The organism is Streptomyces sp. TSRI0107 (assembly GCF_001905845.1).
Taxonomy (GTDB): Bacteria; Actinomycetota; Actinomycetes; order Streptomycetales; family Streptomycetaceae; genus Streptomyces.
The window spans coordinates 105,610-128,179 of sequence record NZ_LIVZ01000017.1 but is presented as its reverse complement, the minus strand read 5'-3'; the positions used below and the strand labels follow the sequence as shown (position 1 = coordinate 128,179).

General features: G+C 70.3%; 20 protein-coding genes and 2 tRNA genes. 10 read left to right on the top strand and 12 right to left on the bottom strand.

What is annotated here, in order from left to right; genetic code table 11:
- Positions 1-60: 60 nt before the first annotated feature.
- The gene (locus AMK31_RS35795; protein ID WP_073944922.1) at positions 61-1,659 is read right to left on the bottom strand and encodes a serine/threonine-protein kinase; all 1,599 of its coding nucleotides are present in this window, start codon (positions 1,657-1,659) and stop codon (positions 61-63) included.
- Positions 1,660-1,836: 177 nt separating this feature from the next.
- On the bottom strand, positions 1,837-2,385 hold the full coding sequence (locus tag AMK31_RS35790) for a helix-turn-helix domain-containing protein (protein ID WP_073944921.1): 549 nt from the start codon (positions 2,383-2,385) through the stop codon (positions 1,837-1,839).
- Between the two features lie 183 nt (positions 2,386-2,568).
- Between AMK31_RS35790 and AMK31_RS35785 the strand changes: the two genes are divergently transcribed.
- Positions 2,569-2,641, top strand: a tRNA-Ala gene (locus AMK31_RS35785).
- Positions 2,642-2,901: 260 nt separating this feature from the next.
- Here the strand turns inward: AMK31_RS35785 and AMK31_RS35780 are convergent.
- Positions 2,902-3,603, bottom strand: coding sequence for a DUF5324 family protein (locus AMK31_RS35780; RefSeq protein WP_073944920.1), 702 nt, complete (start codon positions 3,601-3,603; stop codon positions 2,902-2,904).
- 283 nt (positions 3,604-3,886) lie between these two features.
- On the opposite strand from AMK31_RS35780, the gene AMK31_RS35775 reads away from it, so the two are divergent.
- A complete protein-coding gene (locus AMK31_RS35775; protein WP_073944919.1) occupies positions 3,887-4,420 on the top strand; it encodes a peptidylprolyl isomerase in 534 nt (177 codons plus the stop codon).
- Between the two features lie 110 nt (positions 4,421-4,530).
- Positions 4,531-5,424: a rhomboid family intramembrane serine protease gene (locus AMK31_RS35770; RefSeq protein WP_073944918.1), complete on the top strand. Its 894-nt coding sequence runs from the start codon at positions 4,531-4,533 to the stop codon at positions 5,422-5,424.
- A gap of 275 nt (positions 5,425-5,699) precedes the next feature.
- Here the strand turns inward: AMK31_RS35770 and crgA are convergent, their stop codons facing one another.
- The gene (gene crgA, locus AMK31_RS35765; RefSeq protein WP_073944917.1) at positions 5,700-5,954 is read right to left on the bottom strand and encodes a cell division protein CrgA; all 255 of its coding nucleotides are present in this window, start codon (positions 5,952-5,954) and stop codon (positions 5,700-5,702) included.
- 141 nt (positions 5,955-6,095) lie between these two features.
- Between crgA and AMK31_RS35760 the strand changes: the two genes are divergently transcribed.
- From AMK31_RS35760 to AMK31_RS35735, 6 genes are read left to right on the top strand one after another with little or no spacing between them, the layout of a single operon-like run.
- The gene (locus tag AMK31_RS35760; protein WP_073944916.1) at positions 6,096-6,872 is read left to right on the top strand and encodes a DUF881 domain-containing protein; all 777 of its coding nucleotides are present in this window, start codon (positions 6,096-6,098) and stop codon (positions 6,870-6,872) included.
- Positions 6,873-6,911: 39 nt separating this feature from the next.
- Complete coding sequence (locus tag AMK31_RS35755; RefSeq protein WP_073944915.1) at positions 6,912-7,634, top strand: class E sortase; 723 nt, start codon at positions 6,912-6,914, stop codon at positions 7,632-7,634.
- A 16-nt stretch (positions 7,635-7,650) separates the two neighbouring features.
- On the top strand, positions 7,651-7,848 hold the full coding sequence (locus AMK31_RS35750) for a hypothetical protein (RefSeq protein ID WP_198948647.1): 198 nt from the start codon (positions 7,651-7,653) through the stop codon (positions 7,846-7,848).
- The gene (locus AMK31_RS35745; protein ID WP_073944913.1) at positions 7,845-8,483 is read left to right on the top strand and encodes an aminodeoxychorismate/anthranilate synthase component II; all 639 of its coding nucleotides are present in this window, start codon (positions 7,845-7,847) and stop codon (positions 8,481-8,483) included. The genes AMK31_RS35750 and AMK31_RS35745 overlap by 4 nt, the downstream gene beginning before the upstream one ends.
- Positions 8,480-9,520: a class E sortase gene (locus AMK31_RS35740; RefSeq protein WP_073944912.1), complete on the top strand. Its 1,041-nt coding sequence runs from the start codon at positions 8,480-8,482 to the stop codon at positions 9,518-9,520. The genes AMK31_RS35745 and AMK31_RS35740 overlap by 4 nt, the downstream gene beginning before the upstream one ends.
- Positions 9,521-9,533: 13 nt before the next feature.
- On the top strand, positions 9,534-10,307 hold the full coding sequence (locus AMK31_RS35735) for a class E sortase (protein WP_073944911.1): 774 nt from the start codon (positions 9,534-9,536) through the stop codon (positions 10,305-10,307).
- Positions 10,308-10,391: 84 nt separating this feature from the next.
- On the opposite strand, the gene pknB is transcribed toward AMK31_RS35735, so the two are convergent.
- The 6 genes from pknB to AMK31_RS35700 form a co-directional block, all read right to left on the bottom strand.
- A complete protein-coding gene (gene pknB, locus AMK31_RS35730; protein WP_073944910.1) occupies positions 10,392-12,386 on the bottom strand; it encodes a Stk1 family PASTA domain-containing Ser/Thr kinase in 1,995 nt (664 codons plus the stop codon).
- A 169-nt stretch (positions 12,387-12,555) separates the two neighbouring features.
- Positions 12,556-14,028: a peptidoglycan D,D-transpeptidase FtsI family protein gene (locus AMK31_RS35720; RefSeq protein ID WP_073944909.1), complete on the bottom strand. Its 1,473-nt coding sequence runs from the start codon at positions 14,026-14,028 to the stop codon at positions 12,556-12,558.
- On the bottom strand, positions 14,025-15,461 hold the full coding sequence (locus AMK31_RS35715; protein WP_073944908.1) for an FtsW/RodA/SpoVE family cell cycle protein: 1,437 nt from the start codon (positions 15,459-15,461) through the stop codon (positions 14,025-14,027). Before AMK31_RS35715 ends, AMK31_RS35720 begins: the two co-directional genes overlap by 4 nt.
- Positions 15,462-15,488: 27 nt before the next feature.
- The gene (locus tag AMK31_RS35710; RefSeq protein ID WP_073944907.1) at positions 15,489-17,021 is read right to left on the bottom strand and encodes a Stp1/IreP family PP2C-type Ser/Thr phosphatase; all 1,533 of its coding nucleotides are present in this window, start codon (positions 17,019-17,021) and stop codon (positions 15,489-15,491) included.
- A gap of 140 nt (positions 17,022-17,161) precedes the next feature.
- On the bottom strand, positions 17,162-17,671 hold the full coding sequence (locus AMK31_RS35705; RefSeq protein WP_073944906.1) for an FHA domain-containing protein FhaB/FipA: 510 nt from the start codon (positions 17,669-17,671) through the stop codon (positions 17,162-17,164).
- A 10-nt stretch (positions 17,672-17,681) separates the two neighbouring features.
- Positions 17,682-18,530, bottom strand: coding sequence for an FhaA domain-containing protein (locus AMK31_RS35700; RefSeq protein ID WP_073944905.1), 849 nt, complete (start codon positions 18,528-18,530; stop codon positions 17,682-17,684).
- Between the two features lie 480 nt (positions 18,531-19,010).
- Between AMK31_RS35700 and AMK31_RS35695 the strand changes: the two genes are divergently transcribed.
- Positions 19,011-19,097, top strand: a tRNA-Leu gene (locus AMK31_RS35695).
- A gap of 142 nt (positions 19,098-19,239) precedes the next feature.
- Here the strand turns inward: AMK31_RS35695 and AMK31_RS35690 are convergent.
- A complete protein-coding gene (locus AMK31_RS35690) occupies positions 19,240-21,702 on the bottom strand; it encodes an FtsX-like permease family protein (RefSeq protein WP_073944904.1) in 2,463 nt (820 codons plus the stop codon).
- Entirely contained in the window at positions 21,696-22,568 is an 873-nt protein-coding gene (locus AMK31_RS35680; RefSeq protein WP_079187072.1) for an ABC transporter ATP-binding protein, read from the bottom strand. Before AMK31_RS35680 ends, AMK31_RS35690 begins: the two co-directional genes overlap by 7 nt.
- Positions 22,569-22,570 lie beyond the last annotated feature (2 nt).

The window sequence follows — 22,570 nt, the reverse complement described above, 5'->3', positions numbered from 1 at the left end:
GCAGGCCAATCGCCAATCAGCCGAGTGAACAACGCTCCAGGCCAATACACCTAGGGCGTACTACAGCTGGCCCAGCGCCCAGAACCCCACCGCGTAACAGGCCAGCGCGAGCAGCACCAGCGGGATCGCCACCTTGGCGGGCGGGCCTGGACGGCGGGCCGCAGCGTGCGAGCGGCGCCGGGAAGTTCTCTGCGCGGGGAGTGGAACCTGCGGGGCTTGAGCGGTGTACGAAGCGGTAGAGGCGTCGGCGGGCTGCTGCGGGAGGCGTGGCGGTGAGGGTGGGGGCGGGGCCGACGCCCAGGTTGGCGGGGCCGGAGCGGTGGTTTGAGGCCGCTGGGGCGGCTGGGGTGGCTGTGCTGCCGGTGACTGTGGCGACTCGGGGGGCTGGGGGGAGGACAGGACATGGGTGGGCGCGTTGGTGGTGCTCAGGGAGTCAGGAGCGATCGGCGGTGGCAGGTGGAAGCTGCCGGTGTCCGACATGCCGGTGCTCGTCTGCGAGGAGGCAGGTGGGGGAGCGGTCGGCCGCGGAGTGACCGGGCCTTGGGCCTCGCCGAGATCCTGCTGGTGCTGTTCCTGGCGTGGGCGCTGGTCGAGCTCCTGGCGTGGGTCCACCGGCGGACGCCCCGCACTCGCCCCGCTCGCCGCGCCCGACCCGTACGGCACGGAGGACGTGCCGGGCCACGGCGAGGCGGTGACCGAGCCGGACAGGGAGTCCGCGTCGTCGCCGACATGCCTGGGCGCTCCTGGGCGGAAGTCCGTCCGCAGGCCGGGTGCGACCTTCAGCGGGCCGTCCGGCCCGAACCCGTCCGGCAGCGGTCCGAGTTGGTCGAAGATCTCGATCAGCTCGTCGTCGGGGCCGGGCTCCGGCAGGAGCTCCGCGGCGGCCGCGAGCGCCTTGCGCGCCCCTGTGGCCGTGCGGAAGCGGGCGTCCGGGTCCGGCTGGAGCAGCGTCGCCACGACCTGCCACAGCGGCTCGGGAATGCCCTTGGGTGCCCCGGGCGTCCCGTGCTCCGCGAAATACTGGATCAGCGCCTTGGCGTCCGGCTTGGCGCCCTCCAGCAGATACAGCGCGACCAGCCCCACGGCGAACAGATCCGCCGGGAAGTCCGGCTCGGCGCCCATCATCTGCTCCGGCGCGAGGTACCCGGGCGTGCCCACCACGAGGTTGGTCTCGGTCAGCCGTGGCTCGCCGAACCGCATCGCTATCCCGAAGTCGGACAGCCGCAGCCTCGGCCGGCCCGTGCCGGTCGCCTCCAGCAGCACGTTGGCGGGCTTGATGTCCCGGTGCACCACGCCCTCGGCGTGCACCGCGGACAGCCCGGACAGCAACTGGTCGAGCAGCGTGCACACGAACGCCGGCGGCAGCGGACCGTAGTCCCCGACGAGATGGACCAGCGAACCGCCGGCGACCAGGTCCATGGTGAACAGCACCTTGTCGTCGTCCGCGGCCCAGCTGGCGGGCGCCAGGACGTGAGGGTGGTCGATCCGCAGCGCCTGCTCGCGGACGAAGCGCAGCAGCGAGTGGGCGTCGCTCTGCTGCAGGACCTTGGCGGCGACGTAGCGGCGGCGTCGGTGGTCCCAGGCGCGCCAGACGGCGCCCACCCCTCCGCGCCCGATCGGGTCGACCAGTTCGTACCGACCGGCGAAGACCTCACCCATCGCTGTACGGCGCTCCTCCCCCTCGACCCCCTGGAGTATTCCCCCCGCTGTGGCCCGTCGCATTCCCCCGTCGCCCGGATCTCCCCCTGCTTTCGCCCCCGAGCCGGTCCCCCGTGTCCCCGCTCGTTCAGGCTCGCGGCCCGGCTGCCGCACCCCTTCGGCTACCGGGCCGGTGGATCAGTTCTGGTGGGACTGGTAGTGCGCGACCGCGTCGGAGGTGCGGCCGGCGCCGTAGACCCGGAGGAACTCCGCCAGCTCCGGGTGGGTCGGGGCGAGGGAGTCCGCCGCCTCGATGATGTCGCCGGCGGCCGCCACCGAGCGCAGCAGCGACTGGATCTCGCGGACCACCCGCTTCACCGTCGGCGCGCCCGAACTGCTGGTCGTGTGTGTGGTGTTGTTGAGCACCGAGCCCCCCTGCGACTTCTTGATCTCCTCCATGCGCTCGGTGGCCTCGGCCGCGCTCACGCTGCCGTCCGACACCAGCCCCGCCAGCTCCTGCAGCAGCTGCACCCGCTGGACCACGGCAGGATTGCCGATCTTCGCCCGCTGACCGCTCATCAGCTGCGACAGCATCGGTGCGGACAGTCCCAGCACCCCTGCGAGACGAGCCTGGTTGAGGCCAAGATCGTCGATGAGCTTACGGAAGAGCGCCCCCAAAGGCTCCCCGTACCAGTTCCGCTGCAGTTCCCGCGCTCTTGCGGTGGCTTCCTGCTGTGCGGCGTCCATTGCGTCTCCCCATCGCTTCCCCAAAAACCGCGGTTCGCTGTAGCGAACCACGCCGAGCATCTTACGGAGAGTGGTCGTTCACGGGGACCCCCCAATCTTTTTGCGAGATACCGGGGGCGACCCGCTACTCTGGTCTGCGGCGCCTGCCGGTACGCGGTTCCTCCGGCCGGACGTCTCCCTTACGGGGCCTTAGCTCAGTTGGTAGAGCGCCGTCTTTGCATGGCGGATGTCAGGGGTTCGACTCCCCTAGGCTCCACAGCAGGAAAGCCCCTCCGACTTGCGGGAACGCGAGCCGGAGGGGCTTTGTCGTCGGTACGGGCCCCGCCCCCGGCCCCCGGCTCGCGAATGCAACCGGGTCACGTTTTGCCAGGTGGGACCAAACGAGCCACGACTTGACCGGTGATGGTCCCGGACTTGGCTTTCGCGAACGTTTTCGTCACGCGTGGAACATGGCTGTGGGGCAGAAGAGCCATGAACTCTCCTGCCCCACAAGGACGTTGTCTCTCGGGCGCTCCGTCAGCCGCGTTCGTCCCGGTCCGCGGCCTCGTCCTCGGCCTGCTTGGCCTGGACCTCGGGGTCCAGCGTGGACGTACCGCTGCCGTCCACGGACGTCAGCCGGCCGGACTCGGGCACCTCGGTCGCGGCGGGCGGCTCGACCAGCCAGTCCGGGTTGGCCTGCTTGTCCCACCACTTCCAGGCGGCGAAAGCGCCGCCCGCGACGGCGCCCAGCACCGCCAGGACCTTGAACGCGCGGCCGGCCTTGGCCCGCCGCTCGTGCTTGCGCACCAGCTTCCGGATTTCCGCGGGCGAGACCTGGCCGCGCAGTGCGGCCAGTGCGGCAGCGCCCCGTGCCGTCGCCTCCTCCTTGACGGGCCCGGCCGCGGCGACCGCCTGTTCGATCTTCGGCCGGGAGTAGTAGGCGGCCTGCCGCGCGGCCCTGCGGGTGCGGTAGGCGGCCTCATGGGCGGCGTGGTCGACCTTCGGCGGCACATGCGCGCGGGCCTGCTCCACGTACGGCGCCAGGTGGGCGGCGTACTGGACGCGGGCCTGCCCGGCGGCCTGCGACATCATTGGCGCGATGCGGGCGCGAGCCTCGTGTGCGTACAGTGCGGCCCGGTCCTTGGCCGTGTCGGCGTAGGGCGCCACCACTTCCGCGGCGTGCAGCACGCTGTCCTTCGCCGAGCCGGTCGCGGCGCGCACGCTGTCGATGCGGGTCACGGGATCCTCCTCCTCGGTGGCGTACGGTATTTCGACTTTCCACCCTTTTACGGATCATGCCTGTCGACGCGCGGCACGTCATGCGAGAGCGGGCATCCGGGTCACTCCATCGGTGCTGGGAGTGGGCCAGGGGGTCGATAGGGATGAATCCGGGGCAACCGGAGCTTGTCGTCGACAATGCCACGGATCGTCGCCGTTCGCTGGCGAACCCGGGCGCCGGACGACGCAGGGCGTGGGGCGTGCGAGGATCAGAGAGTCACAGGAAGACAACGGAAGGCAGATCGTGGCTGAGCAGCTGTACGCCACCCTGAAGACCAACCAAGGCGACATCGAGGTCCGGCTCTTCCCGAACCACGCGCCGGAGACGGTCAAGAACTTCGTCGAGCTCGCCCAGGGCGAGCGTGAGTGGACCAACCCCGCCACCGGTGAGCGGTCCTCGGCCAAGCTGTACGACGGCACGGTCTTCCACCGGGTCATCAGCGGCTTCATGATCCAGGGCGGCGACCCGTTGGGCAACGGCACGGGCGGTCCGGGCTACCAGTTCAAGGACGAGTTCCACCCGGACCTGAAGTTCGACAAGCCGTACCTGCTGGCCATGGCCAACGCCGGCCCGGGCACCAACGGCTCGCAGTTCTTCATCACCGTCTCCCCGACGGCCTGGCTGAACCGGAAGCACACCATCTTCGGCGAGGTCACCGACGCGGCCAGCCAGAAGGTCGTGGACACCATCGCGAGCACCCAGACCAACCCGCGCACCGACCGCCCGCTCAAGGACGTCGTCATCGAGTCGGTCGTCGTCGAGACGCGCCAGGCCTGAGACCGCGCCCCGCCGGGACCGCGCCCAAAGCGTCATAAGGGAACCAAACGCCCCCTCCGTCCGTAAGGATGGAAGGGGCGTTTCTCGCTTACGACGACGTAGGGGACCTCATGGACCAGGTGTCGGAAAGTCCGCAGGAAGCGCACAGCCTGCCCGGCTGCTACCGGCACCCGGACCGTGAGACCGGGGTGCGCTGCACCCGCTGCGAGCGTCCGATCTGCCCGGAGTGCATGGTCAGTGCCTCGGTCGGCTTCCAGTGCCCGGACTGCGTCCGCGGCGGCTCCGGCACGGGCCACTCCCCGGGCGCCGCACAGCCGCGCAATCTCGCCGGGGCGCCCGTCGCCACCACCGGCGACCCGCATCTGATCACCAAGGTCCTGGTCCTGATCAACCTCGCGGTGTTCGTCGCCGTCCATGTTTCCTCGACGGTGCTGGGCGAGCTGTTCCTGATCGCCGAGTGGCCGCCGGCGCCCTGGGTGCCCACCGAGGGCGTGGCCGAGGGCGAGTGGTACCGCCTGTTCACCGCGATGTTCACGCACCAGGCGATCTGGCACATCGCCTTCAACATGCTGAGCCTGTGGTTCCTGGGCGGCCCGCTGGAGGAGGCGCTGGGCCGGGTCCGCTATCTCGCGCTCTACCTGATCTCGGGGCTGGCGGGCAGCGCCCTGGCGTATCTGCTCCAGCCGGCGTCCACGGCGTCCCTGGGCGCCTCGGGCGCGGTCTTCGGCCTGTTCGGTGCCACCGCCGTACTGATGCGCCGCCGCAACTACGACATGCGCCCGGTGATCGTCCTGCTGGTGGTCAACCTGCTCTTCACCTTCAACCCGAGCCTGAACATCTCGTGGCAGGCCCATATCGGCGGTCTGGTGGGCGGTGTGGTGATCGGCTACGCCATGGTGAACGCGCCGCGCGAGCGGCGGGCGCCGATGCAGTGGGGTGCCTGTGCACTGGTGCTGGCGGTGGTCGTCGGCATGTGCGTGCTACGGACGGCTCAGCTCACCTGAGCGCCCGTCCTCATCCTCTGAGCGGTGGTTTTCCACAGCGTGTGCCCGATCTTGTGCACACGGTGCGGGAACAGGTGTGCCCCCTGTCACCGACCGGTGTTTCCGCAGGTCAGACAGGGGGCGAACGTAGATTCGGATGCCGGTCGTTCCGTCACACCGGCGTCAACCTCCGGCGAGTTATCCACAGATCGTCTTTCTTTTCCCCATGTGGAAAACGGCTGTGGATAACTCGGTGGACAGCCCTGGGCAGAGCTTTGTTCACTGCCCGGCAGGCTCTACTTCCACTGCGTCGATACACCGAATCCGGCGGCGATGAACCCGAAGCCCACGACGATGTTCCAGTTGCCGAGCGCGTCGAGCGGCAGCGAACCGTCGGTCACATAGAAGACGACGATCCAGGTCAGGCCGATGAGGAACATCGCGAGCATGACGGGCGCGACCCAGGCGCGGCTGTTCAGCTTGATACTGGCTGCCTGCTTCGCCGGCGGCGGCGTGTAGTCGGCCTTCTTGCGGATACGTGACTTCGGCACGAGGGTCTCTCCTGTCGATGCGCTGCGTGGCCGCGCAGGGAACTGGGTCGGGCTCGGGGCAGCGTACAAGGGGACACTGAGCGCTCCCCCGGGCGTCCGTTAGCGTAGTGCTTCCGTGGCGCCGAAGGAGATAAGGGTACGTTGAGCAATTCTGCCGACTCCCCCCAGTCGGGATCCAGCGCCCGCCGGGGATCATTCCGTCCCGTCCGTCTCCTCACGGTGAGCGTGTTCGCTCTCGCGGGGCTCATTTTCTTCACCAGTTTCCATACGGCCAAGGGCACCAATATCCGCACAGATGCGTCCTTGCTCAAGCTTTCCGACCTCATTCAGGAACGCAGCCACAAGAACGGCGAACTGGACGAGTCCAACGCGGCACTGCGCGACCAGGTGGAAGCCCTCGCCGAACGGGACGACGGCAGCACGAAAGCCGAGGACGAGAAACTCGCGGCCCTGGAGAAGAGCGCGGGTACCCAGAAGGTCACCGGTGAGGCCGTCACCGTCACCCTGAACGACGCCCCGCCGAACGCCACCGCAAAGCTCCCCGGCTACCCCGAGCCGCAGCCCGACTACCTGGTCATCCACCAGCAGGACCTCCAGGCCGTGGTGAACGCCCTGTGGCAGGGCGGTGCCAAGGGCATCAAGGTCATGGACCAGCGGCTGATCTCCACCAGCGCCGTGCGCTGCGTCGGCAACACCCTGATCCTCCAGGGCCGCGTCTACTCGCCGCCGTACAAGATCCAGGCCGTCGGTGACCCGGAGAAGCTGCAGCAGGCGCTCGCCGAGAGCCCCGCGATCCAGAACTACATGGTGTACGTCAACGTCTACGGCCTGGGCTGGAAAGTCGAGGAGAACGGGACGGTGACTCTTCCCGGCTACTCGGGCACAGTGGACCTGCACTACGCGAAGCCCGTGGAGTAGGCCCACCCACCAGCCCTCGCCCCCTCGCAGGAGCCGCCGGTGCGCGTGATCGTGAGGACCGTCAGCGAGCTGTGCATCACCGTCGGCACCGTGATCGTGCTCTTCGTCGTCTACGTCCTGTACTGGACCGGCGTGCGGGCCGACTCCGTCATGGACGACCAGATCGACGCGCTTCGGGAGCAGTGGGCGCAAGAAAGCGTGCGCCCCGGCGTGTCGGGGGCCACGCACGCTCCCGGAGCCTCCGCCCCGGCCGGCGGCGCCTCGGCGAGCCCCCCGGAGCCGCGGCCGTACCGGGACGGGAAGCCCTTCGCGATCATGTACATCCCACGTCTTGGTTTCACGTGGAACAAGCCGGTGCTGGAAGGCACCGGGACGGACACCCTGAAGAAGGGCCTCGGCCACTACACGGCCACCGCCCGGCTCGGACAGCAGGGCAACTTCTCCGTCGCCGGCCACCGCCGCACCTACGGCGACCCCTTCAAGGACTTCCCGAAGCTGCGCCGCGGGGACGCGGTGGTGCTGACCGACGGTGCGACCTGGTTCACGTACCGGATCGACAAGGGTCCCTACAAGACGGTCCCCGGCGACGTCGCCGTGATCGATCCGGTCCCCCGCGCCGCCGGCTACACCCGCCCCGGCCGCTATCTGACCCTGACGACCTGCGAGCCGGAGTGGGGGCACAGCCACCGGCTGATCGTCTGGGCGCACCTGGACTCCACCCAGCCCGTGGAGGCAGGCCAACCCGAGGCCTTGCGCCGTTAGTCTGGTGCCGTACGGCGTGAGTCTGGTGCCGTGGTGCGACGGAAGGGACGGCATGTACGGCTGGATCTGGCGGCATCTGCCGGGGAACGCGTGGGTGAGGGCACTGATCTCACTGGTACTGGTCCTGGCCGTGGTCTACGTCCTCTTCCAGTACGTCTTCCCATGGGCCGAACCGCTGCTTCCCTTCAACGATGTGACGGTGGACAACCAGTGAGCGCGCGCATTCTCGTCGTCGACAACTACGACAGCTTCGTCTTCAACCTGGTCCAGTACCTGTACCAGCTGGGCGCCGAGTGCGAGGTGCTGCGCAACGACGAGGTGTCGACCGCGCACGCGCAGGACGGCTTCGACGGCGTCCTCCTCTCGCCCGGCCCGGGCACCCCCGAGCAGGCCGGCGTCTGCGTCGACATGGTCCGCCACTGCGCGGCCACCGGCGTCCCGGTCTTCGGCGTCTGCCTGGGCATGCAGTCGATGCAGGTGGCGTACGGCGGTGTCGTGGACCGTGCGCCCGAGCTGCTGCACGGCAAGACCTCGCTGGTCGAGCACGAGGGCAAGGGCGTCTTCGCGGGGCTGCCCACGCCGTTCACCGCGACCCGCTACCACTCGCTGGCCGCCGAGCCGGCGACCGTGCCGGCCGAGCTGGAGGTCACCGCGCGGACCCACGACGGCATCATCATGGGCCTGCGCCACCGCGAACTGCCCGTCGAAGGTGTCCAGTTCCACCCCGAGTCCGTGCTCACCGAGCACGGCCACCGCATGCTGGCCAACTGGCTGGTGGAGTGCGGCGACCACGACGCGGTCGCCAGATCGGCGGGGCTGGCCCCGGTGGTGGGCAGGGCCACGGCGTGACCGCACTGCGCCCCGAGCGCGAGAGCACCTCGTACGGGCAGCAGCCGTACGAGGGCTCCGGCGTGCTCGGGGACGGGTACGAGGAGACGTCGTACCCATCGTCGTACGGACCTCCCGACGACGAGACCGTCGCGTTGCGGATAGCGGATCCGCGAGACGCCTCCATAGCGGCCTCGGAGTCCCGTTCCGGCAGCGCGGGCGATCCCCCCGCCCCGGGCGGCCGCGCGGCCCGCAGAAAGGCCGCCAAGGCCCGTCACGGGCGTCGCCGCAAGGGTGCGACCCCGCCGCCGCCCGCCGGTGAGGACGGTGAGCGGCGCGCGCCGCTGTCCCGGGTCGAGGCGCGCCGCCTGGCGAAGGCCCGCAAGCCGAGCCCCGGCGTGATCGCCAGCCGGGTGATCGGCGAGGTGTTCATCACCACCGGCGTGCTGATGCTGCTGTTCGTCACCTACCAGCTGTGGTGGACCAACATCAGGGCCCAGGCCCAGGCCGGCAACGAGGCCAGCCAGCTGGAGGACGACTGGGCGAGCGGCAAACGCAACCCCGGTACCTTCGAGCCCGGACAGGGCTTCGCCCTCCTGCACATCCCCGATCTCGACGTCAAGGTCCCCATAGCCGAGGGCACCAGCAACAAGCGGGTCCTCGACCGGGGCATGGTCGGCCACTACGCGGACGGCGGGCTGAAGACGCCGATGCCCGACGCGAAGACCGGCAACTTCGGGCTCGCGGGCCACCGGAACACCCATGGTGAACCGTTCCGGTACATCAACAGGCTGAAGCCGGGTGATCCGATCGTCGTCGAGACGCAGGACACCTACTACGTGTACAAGATGGCGTCGATACTGCCGGTGACCTCGCCGAGCAATGTGAGCGTCCTCGACCCCGTCCCGAAGGGCTCGGGATTCACCACGCCCGGCCGGTACATCACCCTCACGACATGCACGCCGGAGTTCACCAGCAAGTACCGGTTGATCGTCTGGGGCAAGATGGTCGAGGAACGGCCGCGCAGCAAGGGCAAGCCGGATGCGCTCGTCAGTTAAGGGCAGATGAATCGTGGCAGCGACCACCGACGACACCGAAGAGCAGACCGCGGCGCCGGAACCCGCGTCCGAGTCCGAGTCCGCGCCCGCTCCCCGGCGCCGCCGGCCCGGCAGGATCGCCATGGCGGTCAGCGTCTTCGGGGAACTCCTCATCACGGCAGGCCTGGTCCTGGGCCTGTTCGTCGTCTACTCGCTGTGGTGGACCAACGTCCTCGCCGACCGCAAGGCGGCCGAGGAGGGCGACAAGGTCCGCGACACCTGGGCCCACGAGGGAAGCGGCGGCCCCGGCGCCCTCGACACCAAGGACGGCATCGGCTTCCTGCACGTGCCGGACATGAACGACGACGAGATCCTGATCAAGAAGGGCACCGCGACCGAGATCCTCAACGACGGTGTCGCCGGCTACTACACCGACCCGGTCAAGGCGACCCTGCCGACCAGCGGCAAGAACGGCAACTTCGCCCTCGCCGCGCACCGCGACGGGCACGGTGCCGAGTTCCACAACATCCACAAGCTCGAAGAGGGCGATCCGATCGTCTTCGAGACCAAGGACAAGTGGTACGTCTACAAGATCTACGCCATCCTCCCCGAGACCTCGAAGTACAACGTCAAGGTCCTCGACGCGGTCCCCAAGGAGTCCGGCCGGAAGAAGGCCGGGAAGTACATCACCCTGACCACCTGCACGCCTGTCTACACGAGCCGCTACCGGTACGTCGTGTGGGGCGAGCTGGAGCGGGTGGAGAAGGTGGACGCGGAGCGGACGCCGCCGGAGGAGCTTCGCGGCTGATCGCCTGTCGCGGGAACGGGAAAGTCCCGGCGGCCTGAGGGTCGCCGGGACTTTCCCGTCGTACGGGCGGATGAGCCGCGTCGGTCAGTCGCCGTCGCCGCCTCCGAAGAGGCCGCCGCCGTTGTTGCCGCCGCCGTTGTTGTTCTGACCGCCGCCCACGGTGATCAGGTTGACCGCCGTGCCCTTGTTGACCGTGCTGCCCTGCTGCGGGTCGGAGCTGAGGACGAGGGAGTTGTCGTCCGGGGAGCCGGCGATGTTGCCGACCTGGAGGCCGACGTCCTGCAGGGCCTTCTTGGCGTCCTTCAGGGTCTGGCCCTGGATGGCCGGGACCTGGACCTGCTCCTGCTGGAGCTTGCCGACCTTGATCGTCACCGTGGAGCCGGGGTCGACCGAGGTGCCCGCGGCCGGGCTGGTCTCGATGACCTTGCCGTCCTGGTTCGGGTCCGTGGTCGGCGTGTCGGCGCAGGTGCCGGTCAGCCCGTTGGCCGTCATCTGCTGCTGAGCGGCCTCACAGGTCTGGCCGGTGACCGTGGGAACGGTCGCCTTCGCCTCTTCCTTGGCGACGGTCAGGGTGATCGTGGAGCCCTTCTGCACTTCCTGGCCGGAGACCGGGTCCTGTTCGAGGACGGTGCCGGGCGCCTCCGGGGACTCCTTGGCCTCCGTCTCCACCTGGAACCCGTACTTGTCCGCCTTGAGCTTCGACTGGGCGTCCTCGAGGCTCAGGCCGATCACGTTCGGCACGGCCACCTTGGGGGCGCCCGTGGAGATCACCAGCTCGACCGTGCTGTTCTTCTTCACGTCGACCTTCGGCTCCGGGTCCTGGTCGCAGATCTTGCCCTTCGGCTGCTGCTCGCAGGCCTTGGGAGTGAAGTTCAGCTGCAGGTCGGAGTTGGTCGCCCGTTTCTCGGCCTGTTCCTTCGTCAGCCCGACGAAGTTCGGCATCGGCACGGTGTCGTTGCCGACGCCGCCGCCGCTGAACGCGAACTTGCCGATGAGGATCGCGCCGACGAGGACCAGGATTCCCGCGACGACCAGCAGGATCGTCGAGGTGTTGGACTTCTTCTGGTTCTGGCGGCGCCGGTCGGGGCGGTCGTCGTAGCCGTAGCCGCCGTCGTCCGGGTTCATCGGGGGCAGCATCGAGGTGGCGCCGGCGTCGGTGGGACGCATGGCCGTGGTCGGCTGGTCGTCGGGGTAGCCGCCGTAGCCGACCGCGCCCATGGCGGCGGTGGCGGCGACGGGGGCGCCGTCGAGGCAGGCCTCGATGTCGGCGCGCATCTCGTCGGCCGACTGGTAGCGGTAGTTCGGGTCCTTGGTCAGCGCCTTGAGGACGATGGCGTCCATCTCCGGCGTGATCTCCGGGTCGAACACCGACGGCGGCTGCGGCTCCTCGCGTACGTGCTGGTACGCGACCGCGACCGGGGAGTCGCCGACGAACGGGGGGCGGACGGTCAGCAGCTCGTAGAGCAGGCAGCCGGTGGAGTAGAGGTCCGACCGCGCGTCCACCTGCTCGCCCTTGGCCTGCTCCGGGGAGAGGTACTGGGCGGTGCCGATGACGGCCGCGGTCTGGGTCATCGTCATGCCGGAGTCGCCCATGGCGCGGGCGATGCCGAAGTCCATCACCTTGACCTGGCCGTTGCGCGTCAGCATGACGTTGGCCGGCTTGATGTCGCGGTGGACGATGCCGTTGCGGTGGGCGTACTCCAGGCCCTGGAGGATGCCGATGGTCATCTCCATGGCGCGCTCCGGCAGCAGCTTGCGGCCGGAGTGCAGCAGTTCCCGGAGCGTGGAGCCGTCGACGTACTCCATGACGATGTACGGGATCGAGACCCCGTCGATGTAGTCCTCGCCCGTGTCGTAGACCGCGACGATCGCGGGATGGTTGAGCGAGGCGGCCGACTGGGCCTCCCGGCGGAACCGGGCCTGGAAGGACGGATCGCGCGCGAGGTCCGCGCGGAGCGTCTTCACCGCCACCTGGCGTCCGAGCCGGGTGTCATGTGCGTGGTAAACCTCCGCCATGCCACCACGGCCGAGCACCGGGCCCAGCTCGTACCGGCCGCCGAGGCGACGCGGCTCTTCCATAGCTTCCTACCAGCCCTCTCCGTCGGTCCCGACCGCCGTACTCGTGCGGTCGGAGGCTGCCGTCCGGGCCTACCGTACCCGGCTCGCTTTCTGTGACCTGGCCAAGCCCGTCACCCGATACAGGACCGGTATCGCAACGTGCACCGATGTGAAGGTGACGTGAGCGGGGTCACTTCCGGTTGCCGATGACCGCCTCCATCACGCTCTTGGCGATCGGCGCCGCGAGACCGCCGCCGGAGATGTCGCCGCGGTCGGCGGCCTCGTCCTCGACCACCACGGCGACGGCGACCGGGGAGCTGCCGTCGCTGAGCTTGGCGTAGGAGATGAACCAGGCGTACGGCTTCTCGCTGTTGTCCACGCCGTGCTGGGCGGTACCGGTCTTGCCGCCCACCTTCACGCCCGGGATCCGCGCGTTCTTGCCGGTGCCCTGGTCGACGACGGTCTCCATCATCGACTGGAGGATCTGCGCGTTCTCCTCCGACAGCGGCTGGCTCAGCTCCTCCGGGTCGGTCTGCTCGATGGTGTCGACGTTGGGCGCCTGCAGCTTGTCGACCATGTACGGCTTCATCAGCGTGCCGTCGTTGGCGACCGCGGAGGCGACCATGGCCATCTGCAGGGGGGTCGCGGCGGTGTTGAACTGGCCGATCGAGGACAGCGCGACCTCGGAGGGGGCCATGTCCTCGGAGAAGACCGAGGCGTTGGCGCGGACCGGGGTGAACTGCTCGCTGGTGAAGCCGAACTTCTTGGCCTGCTCCAGCATCTTGTCGTTGCCGAGGTCGGAGCCGACCTTGCCGAAGACGGTGTTGCAGGACCACTGGAGGGCGACGCGCAGGGTCGCGTTCTCGCAGGGGATGTTGCCCTCGTTCTTCAGCACGGTCGTGGTGCCGGGCATGGTCCACGGCAGCGGCGTCTTCGTCTTCTGGTCCGCGCCCGTGTACAGGCCGTTCTCCAGCGCGGCGGCCGCGGTGACGACCTTGAACGTGGAGCCCGGCGGGTAGGTCTCGCGCAGGGCCCGGTTCAGCATCGGGTCGTCGGGGTTGTTCTTCTTCTGCAGCTTGTTCCAGGCCCGCTCGTCGTCGGCGGAGTAGCCGGCGATCGTCGACGGGTCGTACGACGGGTACGACGCCAGCGCGAGGATCTTGCCGGTGGACGGCTCGATCGCGGCGACGGCGCCCTTGCCGCGGCCCTTCAGTCCCTCGTACGCGGCCTTCTGGGCGGCCGAGTTGAGGGTGGTGACGACGTTGCCGCCCTCCTTCTTCTTGCCCGTGAGCATGTCGAGGGTCTGGCGGAAGAACAGCCGGTCGTCGTTGCCGGTGAGGATGCCGTCCTCCAGGTTCTCCAGCTGGTTGGTGCCGAAGGCCTGGGAGGCGTAGCCGGTGACGGGCGCCCACATGGCGCCGTCCTTGTAGGTGCGGACGTACTCGAAGTCCCCGCTGGAGGCTTCCTTGTAGCCGGTGATGGCCTTGCCGTCGACGATGATGTCGCCGCGCGGGCTGGCGTAGCGCTCGATGGCGACCCGGCGGTTGTCGGTGTCCGTGGCCAGCTCGTCCGCGCGGACGTACTGGAGCCAGTTGTCGCGGATCAGCAGGGTCAGGATGAGCAGCCCGCAGAAGATCGCGATCCGTCGCAGGGGCTTGTTCACGGGCGGACCACCTGGGTCATCTCGGCGTCGGGGTTGGGGGCGGGGGAGGGTGCCGGGCGGCGCGCGGTGTCGCTGATGCGCAGCAGGATGCCGATGAGCGCCCAGTTGGCGATCACGGAGGATCCGCCGTAGGCGAGGAACGGCATGGTCATACCGGTCAGCGGGATGAGGCCCATGACACCGCCGGCGACGACGAACACCTGGAGGGCGAAGGCGCCGGACAGGCCGATGGCGAGCAGCTTGCCGAACGGGTCGCGGGCGGCGAGGGCGGTGCGCACGCCGCGTTCCACGATCAGGGCGTAGACGAGCAGGATGGCCATCACGCCGGCCAGGCCAAGCTCCTCGCCGAAGGTGGCGAGGATGAAGTCGGAGTTGGCGGCGAAGCGGATCAGTTCGGAGTGGCCCTGGCCCCAGCCGGTGCCGAGGGTGCCGCCGGAGCCGAACGCCCACAGGGCCTGCATGGCCTGCTCGGAGTGGCCGCCGACGCCCTGACGGGAGAGCGTGTACTCGCGCATCGGGTCGAGCCAGGCGTCCACACGCTGCTGGATGTGCGGTTCGAAGCTGGCCACGCCGACGGCGCCGACCGCGGACATCAGCAGACCGAACACGATCCAGCTGGTCCGCTCGGTGGCGACGTACAGCATGATCACGAACATGCCGAAGAACAGCAGCGACGTACCGAGGTCGGTCTCGAAGACCAGGATGAGGATCGAGATCGCCCAGACCACGATGATCGGTCCGAGGTCGCGGCCGCGCGGCAGGTAGAGGCCCATGAAGCGGCGGCTGGCCAGCGCGAGCGCGTCCCGCTTGACCATCAGGTAGCCGGCGAAGAACACCGCGAGGACGATCTTCGCGAACTCACCGGGCTGGATGGAGAACCCGGCGACCGAGATCCAGATCTTCGCGCCGTAGATGTTCTGGCCGAGACCCGGCACCAGCGGCAGCAGCAGCAGGAACAGCGCGCCGACCATCGAGATGTAGGTGTAGCGCTGCAGGACGCGGTGGTCCTTGAGGAAGATCAGCACCACGATGAACAGCGCGATGCCCATCGCCGTGTACATCAGCTGCCGCGGCGAGGCCGTGCCCGCCTGCTTGATCGACTGCAGCAGCTCGGACTGGTCCAGCCGCCAGATCGCGACCAGCCCCAGCCCGTTCAGCAGGGTGGCCAGCGGCAGCATCAGCGGATCCGCGTACGGCGCGAACTTGCGTACGACGAGATGGGCGATGCCGGCCAGCAGGCCGAGGCCCAGGCCGTAGCTCAGCAGCCCGGACGGCACCTGCTCGTCGATGGCGAGGCCCACATTGGCGTACGCGAAGACCGGAATGAGCACCGCGAAGACCAGCAGGGCCAGCTCGGTGTTGCGGCGGCTCGGCGCGCCGATGGAGCCGATCGTGGACGTGTGGTGCGTCGGCGTGTTGGTTGAACTGCTCATCGTGTGACAGGGCCTCTCACGGCTTGCCTACTGCTTACCGCACAGCGAGACGACCTTCTGCTCTTCCTCCGAGAGGCTGGGGCCGGGGCTGGGAGTGGCGGTCGGGGTCGGGCTCGCGGACGCGGACGGGTTCGGGGACACCGAAGGGCTCGGCGACGCCTTGGACGTGACGGAGGTGCGGGTGGTTCCCGTGATACCGCCGGCCTCGCCCTCGCCGGTCCGCGCGTTGTTCTCACGCTCGGCGGCGCGCTGCTCCGACTGCTTCTTGCACGCGGAGGCCTGCACGGCCAGCTCGTCGATCTTCTCCTGGGCGTTCTTCAGGTTGCCCTCGGCCATCGTCGCCTCGACCCGTTTCCGCTGGTAGGGAGGCAGGTACTTGAGTTCGATCTCGGGGTGGTCCTTCTCGACCTCGGACAGCGACACCCAGGCCAGGTCCTGGCTGATGCCGCGGTACAGGGCGACGTGCTCGCCGTTGGTGCCGACGTAGTACTGGGTCTGGGTCCAGCGGTAGCCGCCGTAGAGGCCGCCGCCGACGACGGCCAGGGCCAGGGCGCCGTAGAAGGAGCGCTTGAGCCACTTGCGGCCCTTGCGGGGCTTGGCGAAGTCGTCCTCGTCGTAGGCGCCGAAGCCGCCGGTGGGGATGAACCCGGTGACGTCGCCGGAGCCGGGCGGGCCGAACTCGCCGCCGCCCTGTCCGGGCACCTGGCGGCCGAGGCCGGAGGCGCGGCCGGCGGGGGTCTGCATGATGCCGTTGTCGGACAGCTGGTGCTGGTTCTCGGCGACCGCGCCGACCACCACGGGGGTGTCGGACAGCTGCCCGGCGAGGGTGTCCCCGGTGTCCAGGTCGAGGACGTCGGCGACGATCACGGTGATGTTGTCGGGGCCGCCGCCGCGCAGCGCGAGCTGGATCAGCTCCTGCACGGTCTCCTGCGGCCCCTGGTAGCTGGCGAGGGTCTCCTCCATCGTCTGGTGGGAGACGACCCCGGACAGTCCGTCGGAGCAGATCAGGTAGCGGTCACCGGCGCGGACCTCGCGGATCGACAGGTCGGGCTCGACGTGGTCGCCGCTGCCGAGGGCGCGCATCAGCAGGGAGCGCTGCGGGTGGGTGGTGGCCTCTTCCTCGGTGATCCGGCCCTCGTCCACCAGCCGCTGCACCCAGGTGTGGTCCTGGGTGATCTGGGTGAGGACGCCGTCGCGCAGCAGGTAGGCGCGGGAGTCCCCGACGTGCACCAGCCCGAGTCGCTGGCCCGTCCACAGCAGGGCGGTGAGCGTGGTGCCCATGCCCTCCAGCGACGGGTCCTCCTCGACCATCTGCCGCAGCTGGTCGTTGGCCCGCTGCACGGCCGCGCCGAGCGAGGTGAGGACGTCGGAGCCGGGGATGTCGTCGTCGAGGGCGACGATCGTGGAGATCGCCTCCGAGGAGGCCACCTCGCCGGCGGCGGCGCCGCCCATGCCGTCGGCGATGGCGAGCAGCCGGGGACCGGCGTAACCGGAGTCCTCGTTGCCCTCCCGGATCATGCCTTTGTGCGAACCGGCGGCGAAGCGCAGTGACAGACTCATGCGCACCTCGCCCGTCGGCTCCGGGTACAGCCGATCGTGTCGAGCCACACTGCCCACCCTCCGGTCGGGAGCGCGCCGGGGCCCCGGGTGTGGACCGCCGCTGCGTGCTCGCTCCGCTCGCGCTCATTCATGACGTAGCACTACTTCCGCAGCTCGATGACGGTCTTGCCGATGCGGATCGGCGCACCCAGCGGGATCGGCGTGGGGGTCGTGAGGCGGTTCCGGTCGAGGTACGTGCCGTTGGTGGACCCCAGGTCCTCCACGATCCACTGGCCGTCCCGGTCCGGGTAGATCCTGGCGTGCCGGCTGGAGGCGTAGTCGTCGTCCAGCACGATCGTGCTGTCGTGCGCCCGGCCCAGCGTGATGGTCTGGCCCTGCAGCGCGACCGTGGTGCCGGTGAGGGTGCCCTCGGTCACCACCAGCTTGGTGGGGGCGTTGCGGCGGGCGCGGCCGCCCGCCGGCTGCTGGCGCTGCTGCGGCGGCGCCTGGCGCGCGGCCTGCTGGGGCCGGGCGGCCTCCCGCCTCGCCCCCCGCTGGGTGACGCGCGTACCGAACAGGTCGCTGCGGATGACCTGCACGGCCACGATCACGAACAGCCACAGTACGGCCAGGAAACCCAGCCGCATGACCGTGAGGGTCAGCTCTGACATTGCCCCCGGATCACCCTTCGGCTTGCCTATAGATAACGGTGGTGCTGCCCACGACGATCCGCGAGCCGTCGCGGAGCGTAGCGCGGGTGGTGTGCTGCCCGTCCACCACGATGCCGTTGGTGGACCCGAGATCCTGGATCGTCGAGGGCGTTCCGGTCCGGATCTCGCAGTGCCGGCGGCTCACGCCGGGGTCGTCGATCCGCACGTCGGCGTCGGTGCTGCGACCCAGCACCAGCGTCGGGCGGGAGATCTGATGGCGGGTGCCGTTGATCTCGATCCAGTAGCGGGTGCGTCCGCCGCCCGCCGGAGCGGCGGGAGGACGCTGGCCGGCCGCGGCCGGGGGATAACCGTAACCGCCGGGGCGGCTGCCGGGCGGCGGGCTGGAAGGCATGGGGGGCGCGCCCGCGGGGGCGGCCGGCGGGTAGCCGTAGCCGCTCGGGGCGCCGGAGGGCGGGGCGGAGGCGGGGGGCTGCTGCTGGCTGCTGGACGAGGCGAGCGTGCGGCTGCGCACCCGGTACAGGCCGGTGTCGAGGTCGTCGGCCTTCTCCAGGTGGACCTTGATCGGGCCCATGAAGGTGTAGCGCTGCTGCTTGGCGTAGTCGCGCACCATGCCGGCCAGCTCGTCGCCGAGCTGCCCGGAGTAGGGGCTCAGCCGCTCGAAGTCAGGGGTGCTCAACTCGACGATGAAGTCGTTGGGGACGACGGTCCGGTCGCGGTTCCAGATGGTGGCGTTGTTGTCGCACTCGCGCTGGAGCGCGCCCGCGATCTCCACGGGCTGCACCTCGGACTTGAAGACCTTGGCGAAGGTGCCGTTGACCAGACCTTCGAGACGCTGCTCGAAACGCTTCAGGACTCCCATGGGGCACCTCCTCCGTAGTTGCCGTCCTGCGTACTGCTGTGCGTGCTGTCGTGCCTGCTGTTCTCTGTACTGCTTACCCGGTACTGCTTACTGATCGTATCCACGCGCCCGTGAATCGGCTGGTTCCCCCTGTCCGCCTGGTCGACGGGTGTCGAACGGTGCCGACGCCTGCGAGGTTCCCTCGGGAGCCGCCTCCGAACTCCTGCCATGGATCGTAGAGGCGGTCGTGTACAAGTGTCCCGCACCAGACTGTGGACTCGGTCCGGCTCCTGGGCAGACGGCCGGGACCGGTACGAGGTTGATACGTGAACGGACCGGGACGGGCACGGGACGGGCATGGGACGGGCATGGGAGGGCATGGAAGGGGGGCGTGACGGGGGTGGAAACAAGGGATGTGAAGCCACCCCGCGCAGCGTGCTAATGTTCTGCGTGTCGGAAGGCGCCGGGCCGAAAGGAACGGAGCCGGAGGACACACCCAATGCGCGGGTGGCGGAATAGGCAGACGCGCTGGATTCAGGTTCCAGTGCCCGCAAGGGCGTGGGGGTTCAACTCCCCCCTCGCGCACCAGCTGGAAGCCCCGCAGGTCTAGGACCTGCGGGGCTTTCGCTTGTCCGGGTCGTAGTTCGTGGCTGGTGGTTCTGCTTCGTGGTTCCTGGTTCGTGCTTCGTGGTTCCTGGTTCGCAGTTTGTGATGTGAGCGATGTCTCAGGTCATGTCGCCGCGTGGACCGGGGTGCGCCGCAGGGCCAGTGCGGCGGGTACGACGGAGGCGATCACGGCGAGGGCCGCGCAGCCGGCGAGGACCGTGCCGAGGACCGGCCACGGGATTCGGATGCCGGCCGGGACCTCCAGGAGCGCGAGGGCGGCCCGCATGCCGAGCAGGTTCAGCACGGCGACCAGCAGGCCCAGTGCCCCGCCGAGCGCCACGACCGTCAGGGCCTCGGCCGCGACCACCCGCAGCGTCTGGGCGCGGGTCGCCCCGGCCAGCCGGAGCGCCGTCAGCTCGCGGACCCGGTCGGACGTCGCCATGACCATGGTGTTGACCAGGGAGATGCCGGTGTAGAGCAGGGCGATGCCGAGGACCAGGAACAAGCCGTAGCGGGTCGACCGGTTGGTCTCGGGGTGCGTGGCCCGAACCCACGCGTCCGCGGTCCGCACCTGTGCCGACTCGCCTGCCGCCGTCCGCAGCGCCGCGCTGACCGCGGCCGCCGCACCCTCATCCCGGAGCCGTACGTCGACCCGGTCCGCGCGGGCGCCCGGCGCGTTGGCCGGGGTGACGTAGACGCCGTTGTCCCCGGTGCCGGTGCGCAGCACCGCGGCGACGCGCAGCGAACGGCGGGTGCCGTCGCCGAGCCACACGTCGACCCGGTCGCCCACGCCGTGCCGCTCCCACTCCTCGTTGACGATGATCGAGCCGTCGTCGAGGTCGGCGGCCCGGCCGGCGGCCAGGGGCAGGCGGGCGGTCGCGGCGAGCGCGTCCGGCTCGGCCGCGCGGGCCTCGGACTTGATCAGGGCGACGCCCTCCTCCAGGACGTACACGGCGCTCGACGAGGTCACGGAGACGTCGGCGCCGGGCACCGCGCGCAGCCGCCGCAGTGTCACCGGGTCGAGAACGGTGTCCCCGCGCGGGGTGACGACGAAGTCGGCGGCCGTCCGGGCGCGCGTCTCGGCGGCCTTCGCCGCGTTCACGGTCGCGGGGGCGCCCAGCAGGGAACCCGCGAGCCCGACCGTGACGAGGACGGGCGCCGCGATCGCCGCGGTACGGCGGACTCCGGCGGCGGCGTTCTCCCGCACCAGCATGCCGGTGGCGCCGGGCAGCCTGGCGAGCAGCCGGGTCAGCGGACGGACCAGGACCGGCGCGAGCAGCGCGACCGCGGTGATCAGCAGCATGGGGCGGCTGACGTACGTCTTGCGGTGCAGCAGCTCGCCCGGGTCGTCGGCCAGGGCGAGGACCAGGGTGACGGCGGCGGCCAGCAGCAGTCCGGCCCCGCACAGCCACCGGCCCCACGTCATCGCCCCGGCGTCGACGGACGCCTCGCGCAGCGCCTGCGCCGGACCGGTACGGCCGGCCCGCCAGGACGCGGCCGCCACACCGAGCAGCGCGACCAGCAGACCCGTCCAGAAGCCCAGGTGGTACGGCCAGGTGTGATCGCCGATCACGAACCAGGGCGGGGCGAGATCCGCCGCCACCACCCGGGCGGCGAGGTGGGGGGCGCCGTAGCCGCCGAGTACGCAACCGGAGGCCGAGGCGAGCACACCGACGAGCAGCGCCTCCGCGCCCACCGTGCGGCGGATCTGCCCCGGCGTCGCGCCCGCGGTGCGCAGCAGGCCGAACTCGCGGCGCCGCTGGGCCACCGCGAAGGCGAAGGTCGACGCCACGACGAACACCGAGACGAAGGCGGTGACGCCGCCGGCCGTGCCGAACAGGGCGTTCATCGCGGTGAGGGCTTCGGCGTCCCGGTCGGGCCCGGGGTCGGCGAGGCGGCGGGCGTCACCGGTGAGGACCTGGACGCCGGGGGCGTCCGCGACGGCCGCGCGGACGGCGGCCGGGGGCGCGGTGACGATCAGTTGGGTGGGGGCCGACGGGGAGAGCCGCGCGGCGCGGGTGTCGGTGAAGAAGAGGGTGGGATCGGAGGGGCCGGTCGGTTCGGAGTGCTGGGAGGTGGTGCGTGGCTCCGCTGTGCCGACGACGTGGACGGTGCCCCGGTCGGTGCGGAGGCGGGTGCCGGGGCGGGTGTCGGTGCCCGCGGCCACCACCTCGTCCCGGCTCTTCGGCGCGCGGCCCGCGGTCAGCTCGTACGGGGTGAAGGCGGCGGTCGACCAGGGGTGGCCGGTCAGCACCGTACCGTCGGCGGCCCGTACGGCGAACGTGCGGTCCTCGACGACCCGGCCCAGGCCCTTGAGGCGGGCGACCGTCTCGGCGGGCACCGCGCGGGGATGGCCCAGCTTCTCGGTGCGGTCGCCGACCGGGGTGGGCACGCGGAGGGTGTCCTGGCCCCGGACCACGACCGGGGCGGCGGCGAAGCGTCGCGGCGCGCGGTCCGGGGCGTCCAGAGAAGACGCGAGGGCCAGTCCCGTCACGGTGAGCAGGGCGACGCCGAGCGCGAGGGCGACGAAGCTGCCGGTGAAGGTGACCCAGCGGGTGCGGAGTGTGCGGAGGGCGACGGTCAGCATGGCTGGGTCTCCTGGGTCTGCTGGGTCTCCTGGGTCTGTCGGTTCTGCCGGTTCTGCTGGGTCTGCTGGGTCTGCCGGGGTTGCCGGGGCTGCCGGTTCTGCTGGGTCTGCCGGGTCTCCTGGGTTTCCAGGGTGGTCATGTGCGCGGCGATCGTGTCGGCGTTCGCGCCGGTCAGTTCGCCGTGCGGGCGGCCGTCCACCAGGAAGACGACGCGGTCGGCGTGGGCGGCGGCCACCGGGTCGTGCGTGACCATGACGGTCGTCTGGCGCTCGCGGTCGACCATGCCGCGCAGCAGGGTCAGCACCTCACGGCTGGTCCGGGAGTCCAGCGCGCCGGTGGGTTCGTCACCGAACAGCACGTCGGGGCGGGTGATCAGGGCCCGCGCGAGGGCGACGCGTTGCTGCTGGCCGCCGGACAGCTCGGTGGGCCGGTGTCTCGCGCGGTCACCGAGGCCGACCTGGGCGAGCACCTCGCGGACCCGGGCCCTCGGGACGCGCCGGCCGGCCAGGCGCAGCGGCAGAGCGACGTTCTGCTCGGCGGTGAGCGACGGCAGCAGGTTGAACGCCTGGAAGACGAAGCCGACCCGCTCGCGGCGCAGCAGCGTCAGCCCGCGCTCACTGAGCCGGGTCAGCTCGGTCCCGCCGATGGTGACCGAACCGGACGTGGGCCGGTCCAGGCCCGCCGCGCACTGGAGCAGCGTCGACTTGCCGGAGCCGGACGGGCCCATCACGGCGGTGAACGTGCCCTCGCGGAAGGCGAGGGAGACGTCGTCGAGCGCGGTGACGGCGTGGTCGCCGGTGCGGTGTCTGCGGGTGACGGAGGTGAGCTGGACGGTGGCGGGCTGGAGGGCGGCGTGCTGGGTCATCG

Bases quoted from the DNA above. Each gene is read 5' to 3' on its own strand.
- AMK31_RS35790 (WP_073944921.1), bottom strand. From the start codon at position 2,385: ATGGACGCCGCACAGCAGGAAGCCACCGCAAGAGCGCGGGAACTGCAG.
- AMK31_RS35770 (WP_073944918.1), top strand. From the start codon at position 4,531: ATGGACCAGGTGTCGGAAAGTCCGCAGGAAGCGCACAGCCTGCCCGGC.
- AMK31_RS35715 (WP_073944908.1), bottom strand. From the start codon at position 15,461: ATGAGCAGTTCAACCAACACGCCGACGCACCACACGTCCACGATCGGC.
- AMK31_RS35705 (WP_073944906.1), bottom strand. From the start codon at position 17,671: ATGTCAGAGCTGACCCTCACGGTCATGCGGCTGGGTTTCCTGGCCGTA.
- AMK31_RS35680 (WP_079187072.1), bottom strand. From the start codon at position 22,568: ATGACCCAGCACGCCGCCCTCCAGCCCGCCACCGTCCAGCTCACCTCC.
- AMK31_RS35710 (WP_073944907.1), bottom strand. From the start codon at position 17,021: ATGAGTCTGTCACTGCGCTTCGCCGCCGGTTCGCACAAAGGCATGATC.
- AMK31_RS35690 (WP_073944904.1), bottom strand. From the start codon at position 21,702: ATGCTGACCGTCGCCCTCCGCACACTCCGCACCCGCTGGGTCACCTTC.
- AMK31_RS35795 (WP_073944922.1), bottom strand. From the start codon at position 1,659: ATGGGTGAGGTCTTCGCCGGTCGGTACGAACTGGTCGACCCGATCGGG.
- pknB (WP_073944910.1), bottom strand. From the start codon at position 12,386: ATGGAAGAGCCGCGTCGCCTCGGCGGCCGGTACGAGCTGGGCCCGGTG.
- AMK31_RS35700 (WP_073944905.1), bottom strand. From the start codon at position 18,530: ATGGGAGTCCTGAAGCGTTTCGAGCAGCGTCTCGAAGGTCTGGTCAAC.